Source organism: Halanaerocella petrolearia, assembly GCF_054657875.1.
Map to the genome: position 1 here is coordinate 495,392 of NZ_BAAHXW010000002.1, position 18,838 is coordinate 514,229.

Here is an 18,838-nt window from a genome sequence, read left to right on the forward strand (position 1 = left end):
TAATCTGAGTGGTTTTTTAGTTACTTTTTATTTTCAATTACAATCTCTTCTACATTAAGGTTAGGGCGTGATTTAATATTGGATAAGATGATTTCTGCAATATCATCAGGATCCATTAACTGCTTGAGTTTTTCTTCATCAAAGATTCCTTCCCAGAAGTTAGTACGCATACCTCCCATATAGACACCAACTACTTTTAAAGGAGTATCTTCTAATTCAACAGCCAGACTTTCTGTAAAGCCTCGTACTCCGAATTTACTAGCACAATAGACCGATTCCGTAGCCTTACCTCTCTTACCAGCTGTAGAGATAATATTAACAATTAGACCTTTATCTTCTTCTTTCATCTTAGGTAAGGCTGCTTGACTACAGAAAATAGTTCCTTTTAGATTAGTATCTATCATCTTATCTATTTCTATTTCAGATAATTCTTCAGCTTGAGCAAAGCTACCTACTCCAGCATTATTAACTAAGATATCAATAGGGCCAACTTCAGAGAATACCTGATCTACTTCATCTGTCTTTCTAACATCTAAAGTGTGAATTCCAACAGGGTTATCTAGCGTCTCTGCCACTTGCTCTAACTTTTCTTTAGTTCTACCTAATAGATAGACCTTTGCTCCCTTTTTTGATGCTTGCTGAGCCAATGAACGGCCTAGACCGCTACCAGCGCCAGTGATTACTATTTTTTTATTCTTCATATGTAATTCCTCCTCTATAATAGTTTATCAAGAATAAAAACAACTATCCAAATTAATGGATAGTTGCTAAGAACTATTATTCATTTAAAAAGATTTCATATAAGTCATCTAACATTTTATTAGCTGATTGAATTCCTCCAGCAGTATTCCAGAAGACATCATTTACTTTATAAGCTCGATCATTCTTAACTACCTCAAGATTCTGCCATAGAGGATCATTTAACCATTCTTTTTCTACAGAGACACCTTTACCGTTTCCAGTATCATAAGTTAGGTAGAATAAGACATCAGCATCTAATCTAGGCATCTGTTCCTTAGAAATCTTTTCAATGACTGTATCTTTACGTTGGGTTTTAGGTCTTGTTAGTCCAACTTCCTTGATAATTGAACCTGGAAATCCTTTATGGTAGATTCTTACTTGTCCTGGTAAGAAACGGACAATAGAAACTGTAGTATCTAACCTATTACCCATCTTTTCTTTAAATGTTGTTACTCGTTGATTCCAATTATCAATTAACTCTTGTCCTTTTTCTTCTTTATTTAAGGCTTTAGCATAAAGTTTAGTATTTTCTTTCCAGACTGTACCTACTGTTTCAGAGAAAACAGTTGGTGCAATAGCTGATAGTTGATTATATATCTTTTCGTGTCTGATTTTACTACCAATAATTAAATCTGGATTTAAAGAGGCAATCTTTTCTAAATTAGGTTGAGTTTCTTTTCCAACAACAGTAACGCCTTTTAGGTCATCTTCTAGATAATCATACCAAGGATCTCCTAACCAATGTTCTACTGCTCCTACTGGCTTAACACCTAAAGCAAGAGCAATATCAGATGCACCATTAGTTAAAACAACCACTTTTTTAGGAGTTCCTTTGATCTTAGTCGTTCCCATTGCATGTTTAACAGTTCTAGTTTTACTATTAGATTTTTTATTGTCTTGACTTGTTTTCTGACTTGAAGTACAACCAACAAGTGCCATCATAGTTATTAACATAAGAGAAATAGCCATAATTATCTTTTTGTTGCCATATGTAGTATAAGTCAATAGTTTCTCCTCCTTGATTGATAATGAATATCATTCCCTGATTATTTTACCATAGAATTTATAATAAGTCAATGATAAGTACTTTCAAAATCATTGACAACTAATTCTGTATCTGTTACACTTGATTAGTGATAATGATTATTAATTTTTATCTAGTTAGGAGTGAAGACTAGTGGACTTATTAAAATTAAGAACTAAACAGAATAAAGTTATAGGGTTAATGATTACTTTATTATTATTGATATCTTGTATAATAGCTAGTGTAATTTTTGGAGTTACTGATATAAGTTTAAAGACAGTTATTAAGGCTTATACAGACTTTACTGGATCTAATAAAGAGATTATTATTAAGACTACTCGAGTTCCTAGAGCATTAATTGCTACTTTTGTAGGAGGGAGTTTGGCTATTGCAGGAGCATTGATGCAGGCTTTGACTAAGAATCCTTTAGCTTCTCCTGGAATCTTTGGAGTTAATGCTGGAGCTAGTTTTTTTGTAGTATTAGGTATTTCTTTTCTATCTGTTAGTTCATTGGGCCAACTTTCTATTTTAGCCTTTTTAGGAGCTGCTATTAGTGCTGGAATAGTTTATGCACTTGGTTCAGTAGGTAGAGATGGCTTAACGCCACTAAAACTTACTTTAGCAGGAGCAGCAATAACAGCTTTATTTTCTTCCTTTACTCAAGGAATGTTGGTCTTAAATGAAAAGGCTTTAGATTCAGTCTTGTTCTGGTTGACAGGATCAGTGGCAGGTCGAGATTTAAACTTATTACTATCAGTATTGCCTTATATTTTAGTAGGTTGGATAGCAGCTTTTGTTATTGCTAAGGCTATAAATATTTTAGTTATGGGTGAAGATATAGCAAAAGGATTAGGTCAGAAGACTGCTCTAGTTAAATTAATGGCTGGAGTTATTATTGTTTTATTAGCAGGTAGCTCAGTGGCAGTAGCAGGGCCAATTGGTTTTATAGGAATTATTATTCCTCATCTAGCTCGTTTTTTAGTAGGTAGAGACTATAGGTGGTTACTTCCTTACTCTGCTTTATTAGGAGCTATACTATTATTGTTAGCAGATATTGGAGCTAGGTATATTATTATGCCACAGGAGGTTCCAGTTGGTGTAATGACTGCCTTTATAGGGACTCCATTCTTTATTTATATTGCTCGTAGGAGGATTGGTAACTGATGAAACAGTATAGAAGTTTTCGATTTAGAAATCTATCCTTTCTAGTTAATAAAAAAGCATTATACATATTAGCCAGTTTACTATTACTTACTGTAGTAGGAGTAATTTTTAGTGTCGGAGTAGGTGATATGTATATTTCTCCTGTTCAAGTAGTGAAAGCTTTATTTGGATCTGGTACAGAGGCTAAAATTCTTGTTATTCGTTCTTTTAGATTGCCACGAGTTATTACTGCTTTACTTGCTGGTTCAGCACTAGCTGTAGCAGGAGTTATTTTGCAAGGGATAATTAGAAATCCTTTAGCTTCACCAAATATTATTGGTATTACAGGAGGAGCATCTGCAGGAGCAGTTCTGTTTTTGTCTTACTTTACTTCTTCAGATGTAAATAATTCTTTGACAGTCAGTATTAAGTGGTTGCCTGTTGCAGCTTTCTTAGGAGCAGGTTTGATAGCAATCTTAGTTTATACTTTAGCATGGAAAGATGGAGTTTCTCCAGTACGTCTAGTATTGATAGGAATTGGATTGAGTGCTACTATGCAGGCTTTAACAACGATGTTAATCATACTCAGTCCTATTTATTTAGCTAGTCAAGCTTATGTCTGGTTGACAGGAAGTGTTTATGCTACAACATGGAGTGATGTTTTGACTCTACTTCCTTGGTTAGTGGGACTGTTGCCTATTGCTTTTATGTATGCTAAAGATATGAATGTGCAGATTTTAGGAGATGAGATTGCTCAAGGAGTTGGGAGTGCAGTAGAGAAGAAGAGGTTAATTTTATTGTTGATTAGTGTTGGCTTAGCTGCTTCATCTGTATCAGTAGCAGGTGGTATTAGTTTTGTAGGTCTGATGGCGCCTCATATAGCAAGAAAATTAGTTGGCCCAACTTTTGAAGTCTTATTGCCAACATCGGCTTTATTAGGAGGTCTGATTTTACTATTGGCTGACCTGATTGCTAGGGTAGCTTTTCTACCTCTTGATCTACCAGCAGGTATTTTTACAGCAGCTATTGGTGCCCCTTATTTTATTTACTTATTATATAAGACTAATAAATAGCTATTAGCTGTGAGCTATGAGTCGTTAGCTAATTCAAAGTCAAAACCATAAAATAATTCAAATCTTTTAAAACTAAAGAAGTTATATAATTTAGATCTTGATTGCAGAGGTTTTGAATTTGGCACATAGCACATAGCACATAGCACATAGCACATAGCAGACAGCAGACAGCAGATAGCTATGTCACTGAAAGTGACAAATACTTTAACAAGTAGGATATAAATTATTTTAAGGAGAGTAGAGAATTATGAAACATGTATTAGAGACTGAAGATTTAACATTAGGCTATGGAGAGGAAATAATCATTGATGAACTTGATTTACAGCTACCTAAAGGTGAAATCACAGTATTTGTAGGTGGAAATGGAGCCGGAAAGTCTACTTTACTTCGTTCTTTAGCTAGATTACTAAAGCCTAAAACTGGTTCAATAATCTTGGATAAGTCTGATATCAGTAAGTTATCTACTAAAGAATTGGCTAAAAAGATGGCCATTCTGCCTCAAGGGCCAACTGCCCCAGAAGAATTAACTGTATTACAGCTAGTTAAGCAGGGGCGATATCCTCATCAAAATTGGTTACAACAATGGTCTAAAGAAGATGAAAGAATGGTTAATAAGGCGTTAGCAGATACCCAATTGACTAAACTGGCTGACAAACCAGTCAACTCTCTATCAGGTGGTCAGCGTCAGAGAGCATGGATAGCTATGGTATTGGCCCAAGGTACAGATACTATCCTATTAGATGAACCAACTACTTATTTAGATATGGCCCATCAGATAGAAGTCCTTGATCTACTTTTTGAGTTGAATCAAGCTCAAGACTGTACTATTATAATGGTACTGCATGACTTGAATTTAGCTTGTCGCTATGCTGATCATATAGTGGCTTTAAATAACAAAGAAGTTGTTGCTCAGGGGACACCTCAAGAGGTTATGACGGCTAAATTAGTTGAATCTGTCTTTGATATGCAGGCTAAGATTATTGAAGATCCATTATATGAGACTCCAATGTGTATTCCTTTCAGTAAGCATGTTAAATAACTTCAGTGTGAGGAATGAGTGTCAGTAAATTTAGGATTAAAAAATTATTTTATATTTTAATGGTTTATAAGTTTTTGACTTTAGGTTTTAACTGTCAATTGTAAATTGTAAACTGTCAACTATTGATATAATGTAATGTTATATTATATCAATTAAGTTTGATTGTTATTAATAAATCCAATATACTAGAGAAAAAAAGTTAATATGGGAGGCAATAAAGATGGAGTCATTTGAAACAACAGGTGTTTGTGCTAGAGAGATTAAATTTGATGTAAATGATGAAGGAGTAATTGAAGAAGTAGAGTTTGTAGGAGGATGTAATGGTAACTTATCTGGGATAGCTGCCTTAGTAGAAGGGTCTAAGATAGAAGAAGTAGCAGATAAATTGGAAGGAATTACTTGTCGTAACGAGACTTCTTGTCCTGATCAGCTTAGTAAGGCTTTAAAGGAGATGGCTTAAGAAAAAATCTCTTGACAAGTTTAATTAGAGTTGTTATTATATCTGTAACTTAACTAAATAACGCATACTCTTATCTAGAGAGGTGGAGGGACTGGCCCGTTGAAACCCAGCAACCAGTACTTACTTTTATAAGTACCCGGTGCTAACTCCTGCAGTGCATGAGCTGAGAGATAAGAGAAGAGACTATAACCTCTTCTCTTATTGGGAAGAGGATTTTTTATTTCAAGCTATGAGTGTGAGGAATTAGTGTCAGTCAGACTTTTCGTAATAAATTCACTAGTTACTGACACCATATATCAATCAAAAGCAGCTAGTAAGTCTCTTGTAATAACTATCGATTGAAATATAAGCTGACTCAAACCTAATAGATTAGAAGGGGTAGATGTAGTAATGATTGAAATTAAGGATTTAACCAAGACCTACCAAAGTGAAGAAGGACCAGTCACAGCATTAGAAGGAATTGATCTAGAGATTGATGAAGGCGAGATTTTTGGGATTATTGGCCCGAGTGGTGCAGGAAAAAGTACCTTTATTCGATGTCTGAATTTATTAGAACGTCCTACTAAAGGGCAAATAATTATAGATGGCAAAGATTTAACTCAATTAAGTACTTCTCAATTACGTGCTGCACGAAAAGATATAGGAATGATCTTTCAAAACTTTAATCTATTACAATCTCGTACAGTAGCAGAGAATGTAGCTTTTTCTTTAGAACTTGCTGGCAAGAAGAAAGCTGAAATAGAACCTAAAGTTGATAAATTACTTAGGTTAGTTGATTTAGAAGATAAAGCTGATAATTATCCTAGTCAGTTAAGTGGAGGACAACAGCAACGAGTAGGAATTGCTCGAGCATTAGCTAATGATCCTAAAGTTCTACTGTGTGATGAAGCGACTTCCTCTTTAGACCCTGAAACAACTCATTCTATTTTAGAATTACTAAAGGATATTAATCAACAATTAGGAATTACTGTTGTGCTTATTACACATGAAATGGAAGTTATTAAGGAAATTTGTACTCAAGTAGCTGTTATAGCAGAAGGAGGAATTGCTGAACAGGGAGATGTACTTGATATCTTTACAGCTCCTAAACAGCCAGTAACTAAGAAATTCTTACAACGGGTAATTAATGCTAATGTACCATCTGAATTACTATCACGTGTTACAGTCAATAATCCTGACCAAGGTCGGTTAATAAAATTAAGCTTTACTGGTGATTCAGCTGGAGAACCAATTGTCTCTGATTTTATTCATACTCACCAGGTTGAAGCTAATATCTTATATGGAAATATTGATAAGATTCAAGGGACTTCTTTTGGAACTTTAGTTATTGAATTAACAGGAGAACGAGATAATATTGAATCTAGTATTAAAGATCTTAAGAATAATTCTGGAGTAAGAATTGAGGTGATTGAAGGTGCAGAATCTACTAGTATTTCTAACTAAGCATAATAGTTTATTGCTAACTGGTATTCAAGAGACTCTTTATATGGTTGGGATTTCAATGTTAGTAGCTATGTTATTTGGAGTTCCTTTAGGAGTAGGAGTAGTAGTTACAGCTCAAGAGAATATTTTAGAAAATAAGTATTTGAATTTATTATTTAGTACTATTATTAATATTACTCGTTCTATTCCTTTTATTGTTCTAATGGTATCTTTGATTCCTATTACTAGAGTTATTGTAGGAACTTCAGTTGGAACTACAGCTGCTATTGTGCCATTAACTACAGCAGCTATTCCTTTCATAGGTAGAATAGTAGAAAGCTCTTTAAAAGAAGTAGATAAGGGAGTAATAGAAGCTGCTCAAAGTATGGGAGCTACTCCATGGCAGATTATTAAGAAAGTTTTATTACCTGAGGCTCTGCCTTCTTTAGTTCTAGGAATGACTATTACAGCAATTACTTTAATTGGTTTCTCAGCTATTGCAGGAGCAATTGGGGCTGGAGGTTTAGGTGACATTGCAGTTAGATATGGATATCATCGTTTTCAGACGGGAATTATGGTTAAGACAGTAATTCTATTAATCATTCTTGTCCAGTCAGTCCAGAGTTTTGGTAATTGGTTGGCAGCTAGATTGGATCATAGTTAAAAGTAGTTTACAGTTAACAGTTTACAATTTACAGTTAGAATGATTAATAAACTATACTTTTTATATTTCAAAAATAGCAATGTTTTTATCTCTAATATATAAGGAGTTTAATTTTGATTTATTTAGTAGTTTGACTGTACTTTGAATTTTAACTGTACACTGTTAACCGTAAACTGTAAATTATATAAAACTGAGGAGGAGAGAAGATGAAGAAGAGATTATTTTTATCAGTAGTTTTATTATTGGTAGTGGCATTGGCAGTAGGATGTGGTAGTAATCAAGAAACAGCAAAGAAAAAACAGAAGTTAGTAGTAGGAGCTACTCCAGTTCCTCATGCTGAAATTTTAAAGAATGTAGTTAAGCCTGAATTGGCTAAAGAAGGTATTACTTTAGAGGTTAAAGAATTCACTGATTATGTAACTCCTAACCTGGCTTTATCAGATGGTAGTATTGATGCTAACTATTTTCAGCATGTTCCTTACTTAAATAACTTTAAGAAAGATAGAGGATTAGATTTAACTTATATTGCTAAGATACATTTAGAGCCAATGGGACTTTATTCTAAAACGATTAATAAATTAGAAGAGTTGAAGTCGGGATCAACAATTGCTATCCCTAATGATGCAACTAATGAAGGAAGAGCATTATTATTGTTAGAGTCTGCTGGTTTAATTAAGCTAAGTGATGATGCTGGATTGAAAGCTACTCCAGTTGATATTGCTAAGAACCCTAAGAACTTAAAATTTGATGAGCTGTCAGCAGCTCAGTTGCCTAGGGTATTAAAAGATGTATCTGCAGCAGTTATTAATACTAATTATGCACTAGAAGCAGATCTAGTTCCTACTAAAGATGCTATCATTATTGAAGGTAGTGATTCTCCTTACGCTAATGTCTTAGCAGTAAGAACTAAAGATAAGGATAATAAACTATTGAAGAAGTTAAAAGCAGCTCTTACTTCACAAGAAGTAAAAGAATATATTAAAAAAGAATATGATGGAGCTATAGTATCAGTATTTTAGTTTAACAGGCATGTCCATTTGGGCATGTCTATTTTTAATTTAAGTATTTTTAAATGAAGCTTGATTGATATAAAGTGGCACTTTGTGCCACAGTTATCAGCAAATGGTTTCTATTACGAAAGGTCTTGTTTTTTTGAATTGGCTGATAGCACATAGCACACAGCAGACAGCTGTGTCACTTTAAGTGACACAATATATCTAATAAATAAAAAAGTTTGATAATTTATAATGCTTAAAGAGGTAAAAGGACAGCGAGTATATAATTACAATAATAGAAGTCCAAAAACAGTCTATAAAGGTGATATTTATGGCAGATCAAAATTTAAATCAGGAGGAAATAGAAACAGATGGTCAGTTTGATGAGGCTAAAGAGTATTTCTGGACTAAAGGGAAGTTTAGTTATGGTGGGAGAAATAAAACTTATGGTTTAATAAATGCTGTTTTTAATATAGAAAATAATCAATTACTTAAGCTGGACTTAGTTATAACAGATGAAGGATTAGATATAGGACTAGAAGATGATTTAAGTCAGTTTGCGACAATTATTAGTGATTTAAAAGTAGGTTATAGAAGTAGAAAAAGAAAAAGAGATTTAATTGAAAAGATTGAAAATTCAAAAAGAGAAGATTTGTTAATAGCAATGACTGAAGATGACACTGAAGGGGTAAATGAGGTATTTAAGGAAGAGATAGAAGAGATAATTCAAGAATCGATTAAGTTGGAAGTAAAAATAGAGCCACTTACTATTTCACAATTAGAAGAGACCTATCCTGAGTTATTTACAGAAGAGGTAGAAGAAGATAGTACTTCTGAAGATGAATCAGAAGAAAATACTAGTGGTCTAGAAATGTCAGATACTAAATTAGAACTAAAGTGTTCTCCAATTGTATCTGCAGTACAAGGTAAACGAGTTACTAACATTCAGGTAGGAGAGAAATTGGTAGTTGAGGTTATAGATGATAGAAATATTGGTCAGGATATTGCTGAATTATTACAGCAGCAGGAAGGAAAAGTAGTCGGGGCTGTTGAAGGAGTCATGCATAATCAAGAATTAGATCGCTACCAAGTAATGCTTAAATTTAAAGGAAATATTTATGGCAAATTAGTTGTTGGTCGGGAAGTAAAATTAAAAACATTGTCAAATAACAAAAATAAAGTTGATCAGTCACAACCTGAATCTGATATATCCTTTGATTTAGATCAGGAAATACTATTATTATTTGGGGTATTAGGAATTATTATTTTAGTATTAATTGGAGCCTTCATTTTAATCTAAATTATTTTCTATAATCAAGTTTAAGTAGTGTATTTAATTATACACTGCTTTTTTATTTTTGTATCTATTTAGTGAAACTTTAAACTGATACTGTTTAAGAATAATTACCTCTTTAAGAAGGTATAATATTAATAATTAAGGAGGTAAACTATGAGTTTATTTTGGTTGTTAGTGCTATCATTATTACCTGGGTTATTATGGGTCTACTTTTTTTACCGTAAAGATAAATATGAACCTGAACCAACTAGATTAGTTTTATTAGCCTTCTTATATGGGGCATTAGTAATCATTCCTGTAGGAATAATTGAATATCCTTTTTCTAATTTAATTGCTAATCCACCTAACTTATTAATATTATTTATGTTATCAGTTGGAGTAATTGGAGTTGTAGAGGAAGTAGCTAAGTTTGCTGTAATTAGATATACTATTTATGATTCAGAAGAATTTAATGAAGTTATGGATGGGATCATCTATTCTATTTCTGCTGCTTTAGGTTTTGCTGCTGTAGAGAATTTATTATATACTATAGTATTTGGTTTTCAAGTAGGATTAGCTAGAGCAGTAGTTACTAGTTTGGTACATGCTTCTTTTTCAGGGATTATGGGTTATTATTTAGGTCGAGCCAAATGTGAAGAAAACTCTAGTTTGATTTTGCAAGGATTAGTTCAAGTAATATTATTACATGGTATTTATGATTTTTTACTCTTAGGGGGATTAATTCCTAACTATTTTGTGTATGGCATGGTAGTTATATTATATCTATATTTAGCTCGATTAATTAATTCTGCTGTCGAATCTTCTCCTTTTAAGTAACAAACACGAATAATATACTTCTGGAATAAAAAATGATTAGTTTTATATTGACTGTTTCCCTTTCTTTTGTTAATATCATTACTGGTGTTTAAGAAAAAGGCGAACATTTAACCATATATGAAAGGGATGATTCGATGGCAGACTATAATGTAACAATTGTAGGTGCAGGTCCGGCTGGAATATTTGCTGCTTTAGAGTTGGTTAAAGAGAGTGATTTAGATGTTTTAATTATAGAAAAAGGAAGAGATATTAAAAGTCGTAGCTGTCCTATGAAAGAACAAAATATCAATTGTGTAGAGTGTAATAATTGCTCCGTAGTTTGTGGTTGGGGTGGAGCAGGCGCCTATAGTGATGGTAAGTTGACTCAATCTAGTGAGATTGGCGGTAACTTAGATAAGTATATTGGAGAGGATCAATTAGATGAACTACTTGATTATATAGATGAAGTTTATTGTGATTTTGGTGCACCAGATAAGGTTTATGGGCCAAGTGATGATGTAAAAGAGGAAATTAGTAATCAATCAGCTTTAGCTGAATTGAATTTTATTCCTTCTGATATTAGACATTTAGGAACAGGTTATAGTAAGACAGTTCTAACTAAGATGAAGGAGTATCTATTAGATAAGGGAGTAAAGATTAAGACAGGTGCTAAGGTTACTGAAATTTTAACTGAAGAAGAAATAGTAACTGGAGTTAAAACAGAGTATGGAACAGAAATAACTAGTGATAAAGTAGTAGTTGCTCCAGGTCGTGAAAATGCTCAATGGTTGACTTCAGAGGCAGAAAGGTTAGGGATTGAGACGGATATTAATCCTGTTGATATTGGAGTTAGAGTAGAACTGCCAGCAGCAGTAATGGAAGATTTAACTGATGTTGTCTATGAATCAAAGTTTATTTATCATTCACCAACCTTTGATGATAAAGTTAGAACTTTCTGTATGTGTCCTAATGGAGAAGTAGTTAATGAAAATAATAATGGCTTAATTACAGTTAATGGACATAGCCATGCTACTAAAAAGACTGATAATACTAATTTCGCTTTATTGGTCAGTAAGACCTTTACTGAACCTTTTAAGGAACCAATTACCTATGGTCAGGATATTGCCAAACTGGCTAATTTATTAGGTGGTAGAGTCTTAGTACAGAGATTAGGTGATTTTTTAGATGGTCGTCGTTCGACTCCAGAGCGAATTGAACGTAGTATAGTTGAACCAACTCTTAAAGATGCTACTCCTGGTGATTTAAGTTTAGTCTTGCCTTATCGTCATTTAACTGCTATAGATGAAATGTTACAGGCTTTAGATAAGGTCTGTCCTGGAGTATATTCTCGACATACATTATTATATGGAGTAGAGGTTAAGTTCTACTCTTCTAGGTTAAGCTTAAAGGATAATTTAGAGACTAAAGTTGATAATTTATATGCTGCTGGTGATGGAGCAGGAGTAACGCGTGGTTTAATGCAGGCTTCAGCTTCAGGAGTTGTAATTGCTCAGGATATTTTAAATAATTTATAAGTTTAATGAATTTACTTAAACTCAGGCTTAGACTCAAGCTAATATATTATAAAGGGTTCCAGTTTATAGCTGGGACTTTTTTTATTGACATAAGTTGGTATGACTGATATAATCTTTGTTGTATTATGTCGAAAAATGTAACAAGGAGTGTTAATTATGAAATCAACAGGTATTGTTAGAAAAGTAGATAGTTTGGGTCGGATTGTAATTCCTATTGAGTTGAGAAGAACTTTAGGAATAGATACTAAGGATCCATTAGAAATCTACGTTGATGGATCTAAAGTAATCTTAAAGAAGTATGAACCAGCTTGCATATTCTGTGGTAATGCTGGAAATGTAGTTGACTTTAAAGGTAAATTGATCTGTCCTGAATGTTTAGAAGAGCTAACAGGTTCAGAAGAAAAGTCTGCTTAAGTATCATTTTAAGGTAGTAAGTCTGTTTTAGACTTACTACCTTTTTATTATTTTATTTAGATTTAATTACTAGGTGACTATTAATTAATTTAATTAGTTCTCTTTCATCTTTTAATCCAGCTTCGATAGTTGGTTTTTTATGAGGTTGATAAAATATTAGAGTAGGAATAGCAGTTACCTTTAACTTTTTAGTTAACTCTGTTTTAGTATCAATCAAAATAGGAAATTCAAGCTCCTTTTTATCAGCTATTTTCTTAATCCTTTCCTGATCTAGATTTCCAATTCCAATAGCCAAAATTCTAAGTTTAGAATTAAATTGATCTCTAATTTTAGATAGAACCTTTAATTGTAATTGGCATCCTTTTGATTCTGGTAACCAGAAAAATAAAATAGTTGGTTCTTGGATCTTATTGAATTTAACTTTGCCGCCAGTTATAGTTTGTAAAGTAATCTTAGGTAGAGAGTATGCTTCTTCTGATTTAACTGCTTTATCTTTAGAAAAGTGATCAAGTGCTAATTTAATACCCCCTCCAATTAAGAAACTAATAATCAGAAAAAAGATGATTAAAAAAGTAATTATTTTTTTCATATTTATCTCTCCTTAATATATATTTCAGAATTAGACAAAAAAGTAATTCTAAGATATAATAATAAAGAAACTAAATTTAGGAGGAATACGATGGAAATTTTAGCAGGACTGAATCCTGAACAAAAGAAAGCAGTAGAACATAAACAAGGTCCATTATTGATTTTAGCTGGAGCAGGCAGTGGTAAGACTCGTGTTTTAACCCATCGCATTGCTTATCTAATTCATCATTATGATGTTAATCCGGCTAATATTCTTACTGTAACCTTTACTAATAAAGCAGCTGAGGAAATGAAGAATCGAGCTCAGAAGTTATTGAATAGAGATAGAAGCTTGCCCTGGATGGGAACTTTTCATTCTATTTGCGTTAAAATTTTACGACGAGAAATCAGTAGGTTAGGTTATGACGCTAACTTTGTTATCTTTGATACTACTGATCAGCGAAGTTTAATTAGAGATATTCTAAAAGAATTAGACTTTGATACTAAAAAATATACAGATTCTGTGTTAAGAGCAATCAGTAGTGCTAAGAATGAATTGATTGCTCCTGGAGAGTATGAAAAGAATAGTTATCTTGATAGAGTAGTAGCTAGAGTCTATCCTGTCTATCAAGAGCGATTATTAGAGAATAATGCGCTGGATTTTGGCGATTTAATTATGAAGACAGTTGAATTATTTCAAGAGGATAAGAAGACTTTAGACTATTACCAAGAGCAATTTAAATATATTTTAGTAGATGAGTATCAAGATGTTAACCAAGCCCAATATAAATTACTTTACTTATTGTCTGCTAAGTATAATAATATTTGTGTAGTTGGTGATGATGATCAGGGGATCTATGGTTTTAGAGGAGCAGATATTAGCAATATCTTAAGCTTTGAAGAAGATTATCCAACTACTAAAGTAGTTAAGTTAGAACAGAACTATCGTTCTACAGGTAAGATTCTAGAGGCAGCATATCAAGTTGTAGCCCATAACTCATATCGAAAAGAAAAGAAGTTATGGACTGAAAATGATGCTGGAGCTCCTTTAGAGTTATACCAAGCAGGAAGTGGTCGAGATGAAGCAAATTATATAACTAGTGAGATCAATAGGTTGAGTAGAGAAGAAGATAAGGATTATCAAGATTTTGCTATTTTATACCGGACTAATGCTCAATCTAGAATTTTAGAGCAGATTCTAATAAAAGAAGATATTCCTTATCGGATAGTAGGTGGCGTCAAATTTTATGAAAGAAAAGAGATAAAGGATATCTTAGCCTACTTGCGACTACTTTATAATCCAGATGATGATGTGAGCTTGGCCCGGATCATTAATGTACCACGGAGAGGAATTGGGTCTACAACCTTTGGTCGTTTACAGGATTATGCTCAAAATAAGGGGTTAAGTATACTAGAAGCAATTGACCAAGTAGACAAAATAGATACTATTAGTAGTCGTTTCAGTAATAACCTAAAACAGTTTGGAGAATTGATTGATTATCTTAGAAGTCGTAAAGAAGAAGTCTCTATCTTTGACTTAACAGAAGAATTATTAAAAGAAACAGGTTATTTAGCTGAATTAAAGGGTAAGAATACAGATAAAGCTGAAGATAGAATCAATAACATTCGTGAATTATTAACTCATATGGAACAGTTTACAGAAGATAATCCAGCTAGTGGTCTCAGTGAATTTTTAGAAGAGGTAGCTTTATTATCTGATATTGATAATCTTGAAGAAGATCCAAATGCTGTAGTTTTAATGACTTTACATAGTGCTAAAGGTTTAGAGTTTCCAGTAGTTTTCTTAGCAGGTATGGAAGAAGGTTTGTTGCCTCATAGTAGGTCTTTAGATAATGAACAAGAATTAGCTGAAGAGCGTAGGCTCTGTTATGTGGGTATTACTAGAGCTGAAGAAAAATTATATTTGACCCATGCTAATCATCGTAAGATATATGGTCGAACTAAATTTAAAGATCCTTCTCGTTTTATCGATCATATTCCTGATCATTTATTTACTCAAAATAATAAAGAAGTGGCTGCTGCAGAGGAAGAAGAGACTAGCTTTACTGCAGGAGATAAAGTAGCCCATCAACGTTGGGGCCAAGGAACAGTAGTTGAAGTAGATACTAGTAGTGGTTTAGAGCGGCTAACAGTCTCCTTTCCTCAAGAAGGAGTTAAGCAGTTAGCAACAGAGTATGCGCAGTTAGATAAAGTTAATTGACAATGTACAATTAAAATCGCTTTATTTTATGATATAATGTGTCACTTTTAGTGACACAGTTGTGAGCTATCTGTTATGTGCTATCAGCTAATTCAAAACCTTAAAATTCAAAAACTAAACCTTTATAATTGCTGTAATCTAAGGATTTGATTATGGTTTTGAACTTGATTTGGCTCACCCTACGAGTTTCCTAGAAACTCTTCGTGATAAAGACCATCTACACGCAGCAGACGACAGATAGCTGTGGCACGATAGTGCCACTTTATATCAATTAAGTTATACTTTAAAGTTGATTATTTACAAATTATAAATTAATTATATATTTATATAAGGAGTGGATAAAAAATGACTACTTATGTTGTAGGACACCAGAATCCAGATACTGATTCTATCTGTGCTGCGATTGCTTATGCTAATTTAAAGCAGCAGTTAGGAGAAGATGTAGAGCCAATTAGAGCAGGAAAGGTAAATGCAGAGACAGAATTTATTTTAGACAGATTTGAGGTAGATGCACCTCAGTTAGTTAATGAATTAGATGAAGGAAGAGAAGTTGTTATTGTCGATCATAATGAAAAGAGCCAAGCAATAGCTGGCTTAGATAAAGCTGAAATCAAGGCTATTATAGACCACCACCGGATTGGTGATATCGAGACAGGAAATCCAATCTATTTTAGAAATGAACCAGTTGGATCTACTGCCACTATTGTAGCTAAGCTTTATCAAGAAGAAGGAGTGGAGCTTGATAATCAAACAGCAGGATTATTATTATCTGCTATTTTATCTGATACAGTTATCTTCCGTTCACCAACTTGTACTGCGACAGATAAACGAATTGCTACAGATTTAGCTGAACAGTTAGATGTGGAGATTGAAGAGTATGGCAAAGAAATGTTTAAGGCTGGATCAGTAGTCAATCAATTAGAGCCTAAAGAATTAATTACTAATGACTATAAAGAATATGAATTTGCTGGAGAAACAATTGGTGTGGGCCAAATTGAGATTATGGATGTTAATGAAGTGGATGATATTAAAGATAATATTTTAACTGGTATTGAGGAATTAATTCAGGAGCGAGATTATAAGTTTTTAGTACTTATGGTTACTGATATTTTAGCTGAAGGGAGTTTGTTAATGTTCCCAGCTGAGGCAGAGGAGACTATTGCTGATGCTTTTAATGTAGATACAGAGGGGACTGAAGTCTATCTAGATGGAGTCTTATCACGTAAGAAACAGGTTATTCCTGTTTTATCTGATTACTTAGTAGAATAATTTTAATAAGTATTTATGAGAGTCTAGCTATAGCTAGGCTCTTTTTATTTTTTTGTTGATATATAGTGTCAGTGTGAGGAATTAGTGTCAGTACAAGACCTAATAACTTACTAGTCACCAAGCTCCAGCTTGGTGACTCTATATTAGTTAAAGACTCTTAATCAACAACTTTCAGATAATAATTATTCCTTTAACAGTAATAGTTACTAATAAATTAGTTATTTCCCTTGACAAATTATTCTTTAAGAGTTATACTATTAATAGTAATAATTACTGATAAGTCAGTGAGAATAAGATAATAAGAGTTTGGAGGGAATAATAATGTATGATATTCCTAAGTATAAGGTGTTAGCAGCTTATAATCAGACTAATGATGCTTGCTTAGATTGTGATAATCATTATAAACAACGTGACAATTGTTTATTACATAAAGCTAAAAGTAATTTATTGGATTATAGTAAACACCAAGATAGATTGGATGAAAAGTTTGTAAAGGAAACTTTTGATCAAGAAGATAATAAAGGTTATAATCGAGATCAATTAGAAGAAATTTATGAAAAAGTACATGACTGTTGTCAACATTGTGGTGTCTATCATACTGAAAAGTGTTTTTTAAATAATACTAGAGAAGCCTTACAAATCTTATTATATAGTGAGGTAATTCCTTGGGATGGATTTGAATTTAAAGATAAATAAATATTTTAAGGAGGTATAAGGATGGATTTTGTAGTAGAAACTAAGTTAGGTGTAACAGAGGATACTGATCTAGAAGAGGCAGTAGAGATGAATTTTGGTGGTGAGACTAATGAGACAGGATTATATTTAGCAATGGCTCGTCAGGCTCAGAGAGAAGGTTATCCAGAAGTAGCAGAGGTACTAAAGAGAATTGCTAAAGAAGAAGCAGCTCATGCAGCCCGTTTTGCAGAGTTAAATGGTAAGATTAGTGATTCTGTTAAGAAAGATATTGAGAAGATGTTACAAGGAGAGCAGGGAGCCAATAAGGCTAAGCGACAAGCAGCAGTAGATGCTAAAGAAGCAGGAATTGATCCAGCCCATGACTTTTTTGATGAGTCAGCTAAAGATGAAGCACGTCATGCTTGTATGTTAAAAGGTTTGCTAGATAGATATTTTGAGTAGGAAAAAGAAACTTATTGTATAAAGGTAATTGAATCTGGATATTTTACTTATTGAATGATTTTACTATTAATTAACAAGGAGGCGGGTATAATGGATTTTGCAGTAGAAACTAAGTTAGGTGTAACTAAAGGAACAGATTTAGAGAAGACAGTAAAGGGCCAATTTCAAGGAGAGACAAATGAGGTAGGACAGTATTTAGCAATGGCTCGTCAAGCTCAGAGAGAAGGTTACCCAGAAGTAGCAGAGGTACTAAAGAGAATTGCTAAAGAAGAAGCAGCTCATGCAGCTCGTTTTGCAGAGTTAAATGGTAAGATTAGTGGTTCAGTTAAGGAAGATATAGAGAAGATGCTACAAGGAGAGCAAGGAGCTAATAAGACTAAGCGACAAGCAGCAGTAGATGCTAAAGAAGCAGGAATTGATCCAGCCCATGACTTCTTTGATGAGTCAGCTAAAGATGAAGCACGCCATGCAAAGATGTTAAAAGGTATATTAGATAGATACTTTGGTTAAGAATTCATAGTACTAAATTATATAGGGTGAGCTTAAACGCTTACCCTTATTTTAAGAATACATAAATAACTTATATAAGGAGGAAGATAAAATGGATTTTGTAGTAGAAACTAAGTTAGGTGTAACTAAAGGGACAGATTTAGAGAAGATAGTAAAGGGCCAATTTCAAGGAGAGACAAATGAGGTAGGGCAGTATTTAGCAATGGCTCGTCAAGCTCAAAGGGAAGGCTATCCAGAAGTAGCAGAGGTACTAAAGAGAATTGCTTGGGAAGAGGCAGAACATGCAGCTCGTTTTGCAGAGTTAAATGGTAAGATTAGTGGTTCAGTTAAGGAAGATATAGAGAAGATGCTACAAGGAGAACAAGGAGCTAATAAGGCTAAGCGACAAGCAGCAGTAGATGCTAAAGAAGCAGGAATTGATCCAGCCCATGACTTCTTTGATGAGTCAGCTAAAGATGAAGCACGCCATGCAAAGATGTTAAAAGGATTACTAGATAGATACTTTGGTTAAATTACTAAAGGCGTTGGGGAT

20 protein-coding genes and 1 riboswitch are annotated in these 18,838 nt (G+C 33.4%); of the genes, 17 read left to right on the top strand and 3 right to left on the bottom strand.

Features of this window, described 5'->3' with window-relative positions:
• Positions 1–20: 20 nt before the first annotated feature.
• Together ACYQ39_RS09690 and ACYQ39_RS09695 are read right to left on the bottom strand one after the other, a co-directional pair.
• The gene (locus tag ACYQ39_RS09690; protein ID WP_459842525.1) at positions 21–701 is read right to left on the bottom strand and encodes an SDR family oxidoreductase; all 681 of its coding nucleotides are present in this window, start codon (positions 699–701) and stop codon (positions 21–23) included.
• Positions 702–777: 76 nt separating this feature from the next.
• Complete coding sequence (locus tag ACYQ39_RS09695; protein WP_459842527.1) at positions 778–1,746, bottom strand: ABC transporter substrate-binding protein; 969 nt, start codon at positions 1,744–1,746, stop codon at positions 778–780.
• Between the two features lie 220 nt (positions 1,747–1,966).
• On the opposite strand from ACYQ39_RS09695, the gene ACYQ39_RS09700 reads away from it, so the two are divergent.
• The 11 genes from ACYQ39_RS09700 to ACYQ39_RS09750 all read left to right on the top strand — a co-directional run bounded on the left by ACYQ39_RS09700 (position 1,967) and on the right by ACYQ39_RS09750 (position 12,602).
• On the top strand, positions 1,967–2,929 hold the full coding sequence (locus ACYQ39_RS09700; RefSeq protein ID WP_459844329.1) for a FecCD family ABC transporter permease: 963 nt from the start codon (positions 1,967–1,969) through the stop codon (positions 2,927–2,929).
• A complete protein-coding gene (locus tag ACYQ39_RS09705) occupies positions 2,929–3,981 on the top strand; it encodes a FecCD family ABC transporter permease (RefSeq protein ID WP_459842529.1) in 1,053 nt (350 codons plus the stop codon). Before ACYQ39_RS09700 ends, ACYQ39_RS09705 begins: the two co-directional genes overlap by 1 nt.
• A gap of 247 nt (positions 3,982–4,228) precedes the next feature.
• Positions 4,229–5,020: an ABC transporter ATP-binding protein gene (locus ACYQ39_RS09710; protein WP_459842531.1), complete on the top strand. Its 792-nt coding sequence runs from the start codon at positions 4,229–4,231 to the stop codon at positions 5,018–5,020.
• Between the two features lie 220 nt (positions 5,021–5,240).
• A complete protein-coding gene (locus ACYQ39_RS09715; protein WP_459842532.1) occupies positions 5,241–5,480 on the top strand; it encodes a TIGR03905 family TSCPD domain-containing protein in 240 nt (79 codons plus the stop codon).
• A gap of 67 nt (positions 5,481–5,547) precedes the next feature.
• Positions 5,548–5,657, top strand: a riboswitch (SAM riboswitch).
• Between the two features lie 213 nt (positions 5,658–5,870).
• Positions 5,871–6,923, top strand: coding sequence for a methionine ABC transporter ATP-binding protein (locus tag ACYQ39_RS09720; protein ID WP_459842534.1), 1,053 nt, complete (start codon positions 5,871–5,873; stop codon positions 6,921–6,923).
• Positions 6,895–7,566 (top strand): methionine ABC transporter permease, encoded by a 672-nt coding sequence (locus ACYQ39_RS09725; RefSeq protein ID WP_459842536.1) that lies wholly within the window; start codon positions 6,895–6,897, stop codon positions 7,564–7,566. The genes ACYQ39_RS09720 and ACYQ39_RS09725 overlap by 29 nt, the downstream gene beginning before the upstream one ends.
• Before the next feature lie 206 nt (positions 7,567–7,772).
• Positions 7,773–8,585, top strand: coding sequence for a MetQ/NlpA family ABC transporter substrate-binding protein (locus tag ACYQ39_RS09730; protein ID WP_459842538.1), 813 nt, complete (start codon positions 7,773–7,775; stop codon positions 8,583–8,585).
• 307 nt (positions 8,586–8,892) lie between these two features.
• On the top strand, positions 8,893–9,861 hold the full coding sequence (locus ACYQ39_RS09735; RefSeq protein WP_459842540.1) for a hypothetical protein: 969 nt from the start codon (positions 8,893–8,895) through the stop codon (positions 9,859–9,861).
• Positions 9,862–10,011: 150 nt separating this feature from the next.
• Positions 10,012–10,674, top strand: a complete 663-nt coding sequence (locus tag ACYQ39_RS09740; RefSeq protein WP_459842542.1) for a PrsW family glutamic-type intramembrane protease — start codon at positions 10,012–10,014, stop codon at positions 10,672–10,674.
• Positions 10,675–10,808: 134 nt separating this feature from the next.
• A complete protein-coding gene (locus ACYQ39_RS09745) occupies positions 10,809–12,188 on the top strand; it encodes an NAD(P)/FAD-dependent oxidoreductase (protein WP_459842544.1) in 1,380 nt (459 codons plus the stop codon).
• Positions 12,189–12,341: 153 nt separating this feature from the next.
• A complete protein-coding gene (locus tag ACYQ39_RS09750) occupies positions 12,342–12,602 on the top strand; it encodes an AbrB/MazE/SpoVT family DNA-binding domain-containing protein (protein ID WP_459844332.1) in 261 nt (86 codons plus the stop codon).
• A gap of 52 nt (positions 12,603–12,654) precedes the next feature.
• On the opposite strand, the gene ACYQ39_RS09755 is transcribed toward ACYQ39_RS09750, so the two are convergent.
• A complete protein-coding gene (locus ACYQ39_RS09755; RefSeq protein ID WP_459842546.1) occupies positions 12,655–13,191 on the bottom strand; it encodes a peroxiredoxin family protein in 537 nt (178 codons plus the stop codon).
• Between the two features lie 90 nt (positions 13,192–13,281).
• Between ACYQ39_RS09755 and pcrA the strand changes: the two genes are divergently transcribed.
• The 6 genes from pcrA (at position 13,282) to ACYQ39_RS09785 (ending at position 18,817) form a co-directional block, all read left to right on the top strand.
• Entirely contained in the window at positions 13,282–15,390 is a 2,109-nt protein-coding gene (gene pcrA, locus ACYQ39_RS09760; protein WP_459842548.1) for a DNA helicase PcrA, read from the top strand.
• Positions 15,391–15,735: 345 nt separating this feature from the next.
• Positions 15,736–16,659, top strand: coding sequence for a manganese-dependent inorganic pyrophosphatase (locus ACYQ39_RS09765; RefSeq protein ID WP_459842549.1), 924 nt, complete (start codon positions 15,736–15,738; stop codon positions 16,657–16,659).
• Positions 16,660–16,980: 321 nt separating this feature from the next.
• Positions 16,981–17,355, top strand: coding sequence for a hypothetical protein (locus ACYQ39_RS09770; protein WP_459842551.1), 375 nt, complete (start codon positions 16,981–16,983; stop codon positions 17,353–17,355).
• A gap of 21 nt (positions 17,356–17,376) precedes the next feature.
• Positions 17,377–17,796, top strand: a complete 420-nt coding sequence (locus ACYQ39_RS09775; RefSeq protein WP_459842552.1) for a ferritin-like domain-containing protein — start codon at positions 17,377–17,379, stop codon at positions 17,794–17,796.
• 90 nt (positions 17,797–17,886) lie between these two features.
• Positions 17,887–18,306, top strand: a complete 420-nt coding sequence (locus tag ACYQ39_RS09780; protein ID WP_459842554.1) for a ferritin-like domain-containing protein — start codon at positions 17,887–17,889, stop codon at positions 18,304–18,306.
• A 91-nt stretch (positions 18,307–18,397) separates the two neighbouring features.
• Complete coding sequence (locus tag ACYQ39_RS09785; protein WP_459842556.1) at positions 18,398–18,817, top strand: ferritin-like domain-containing protein; 420 nt, start codon at positions 18,398–18,400, stop codon at positions 18,815–18,817.
• Positions 18,818–18,838: the final 21 nt, after the last annotated feature.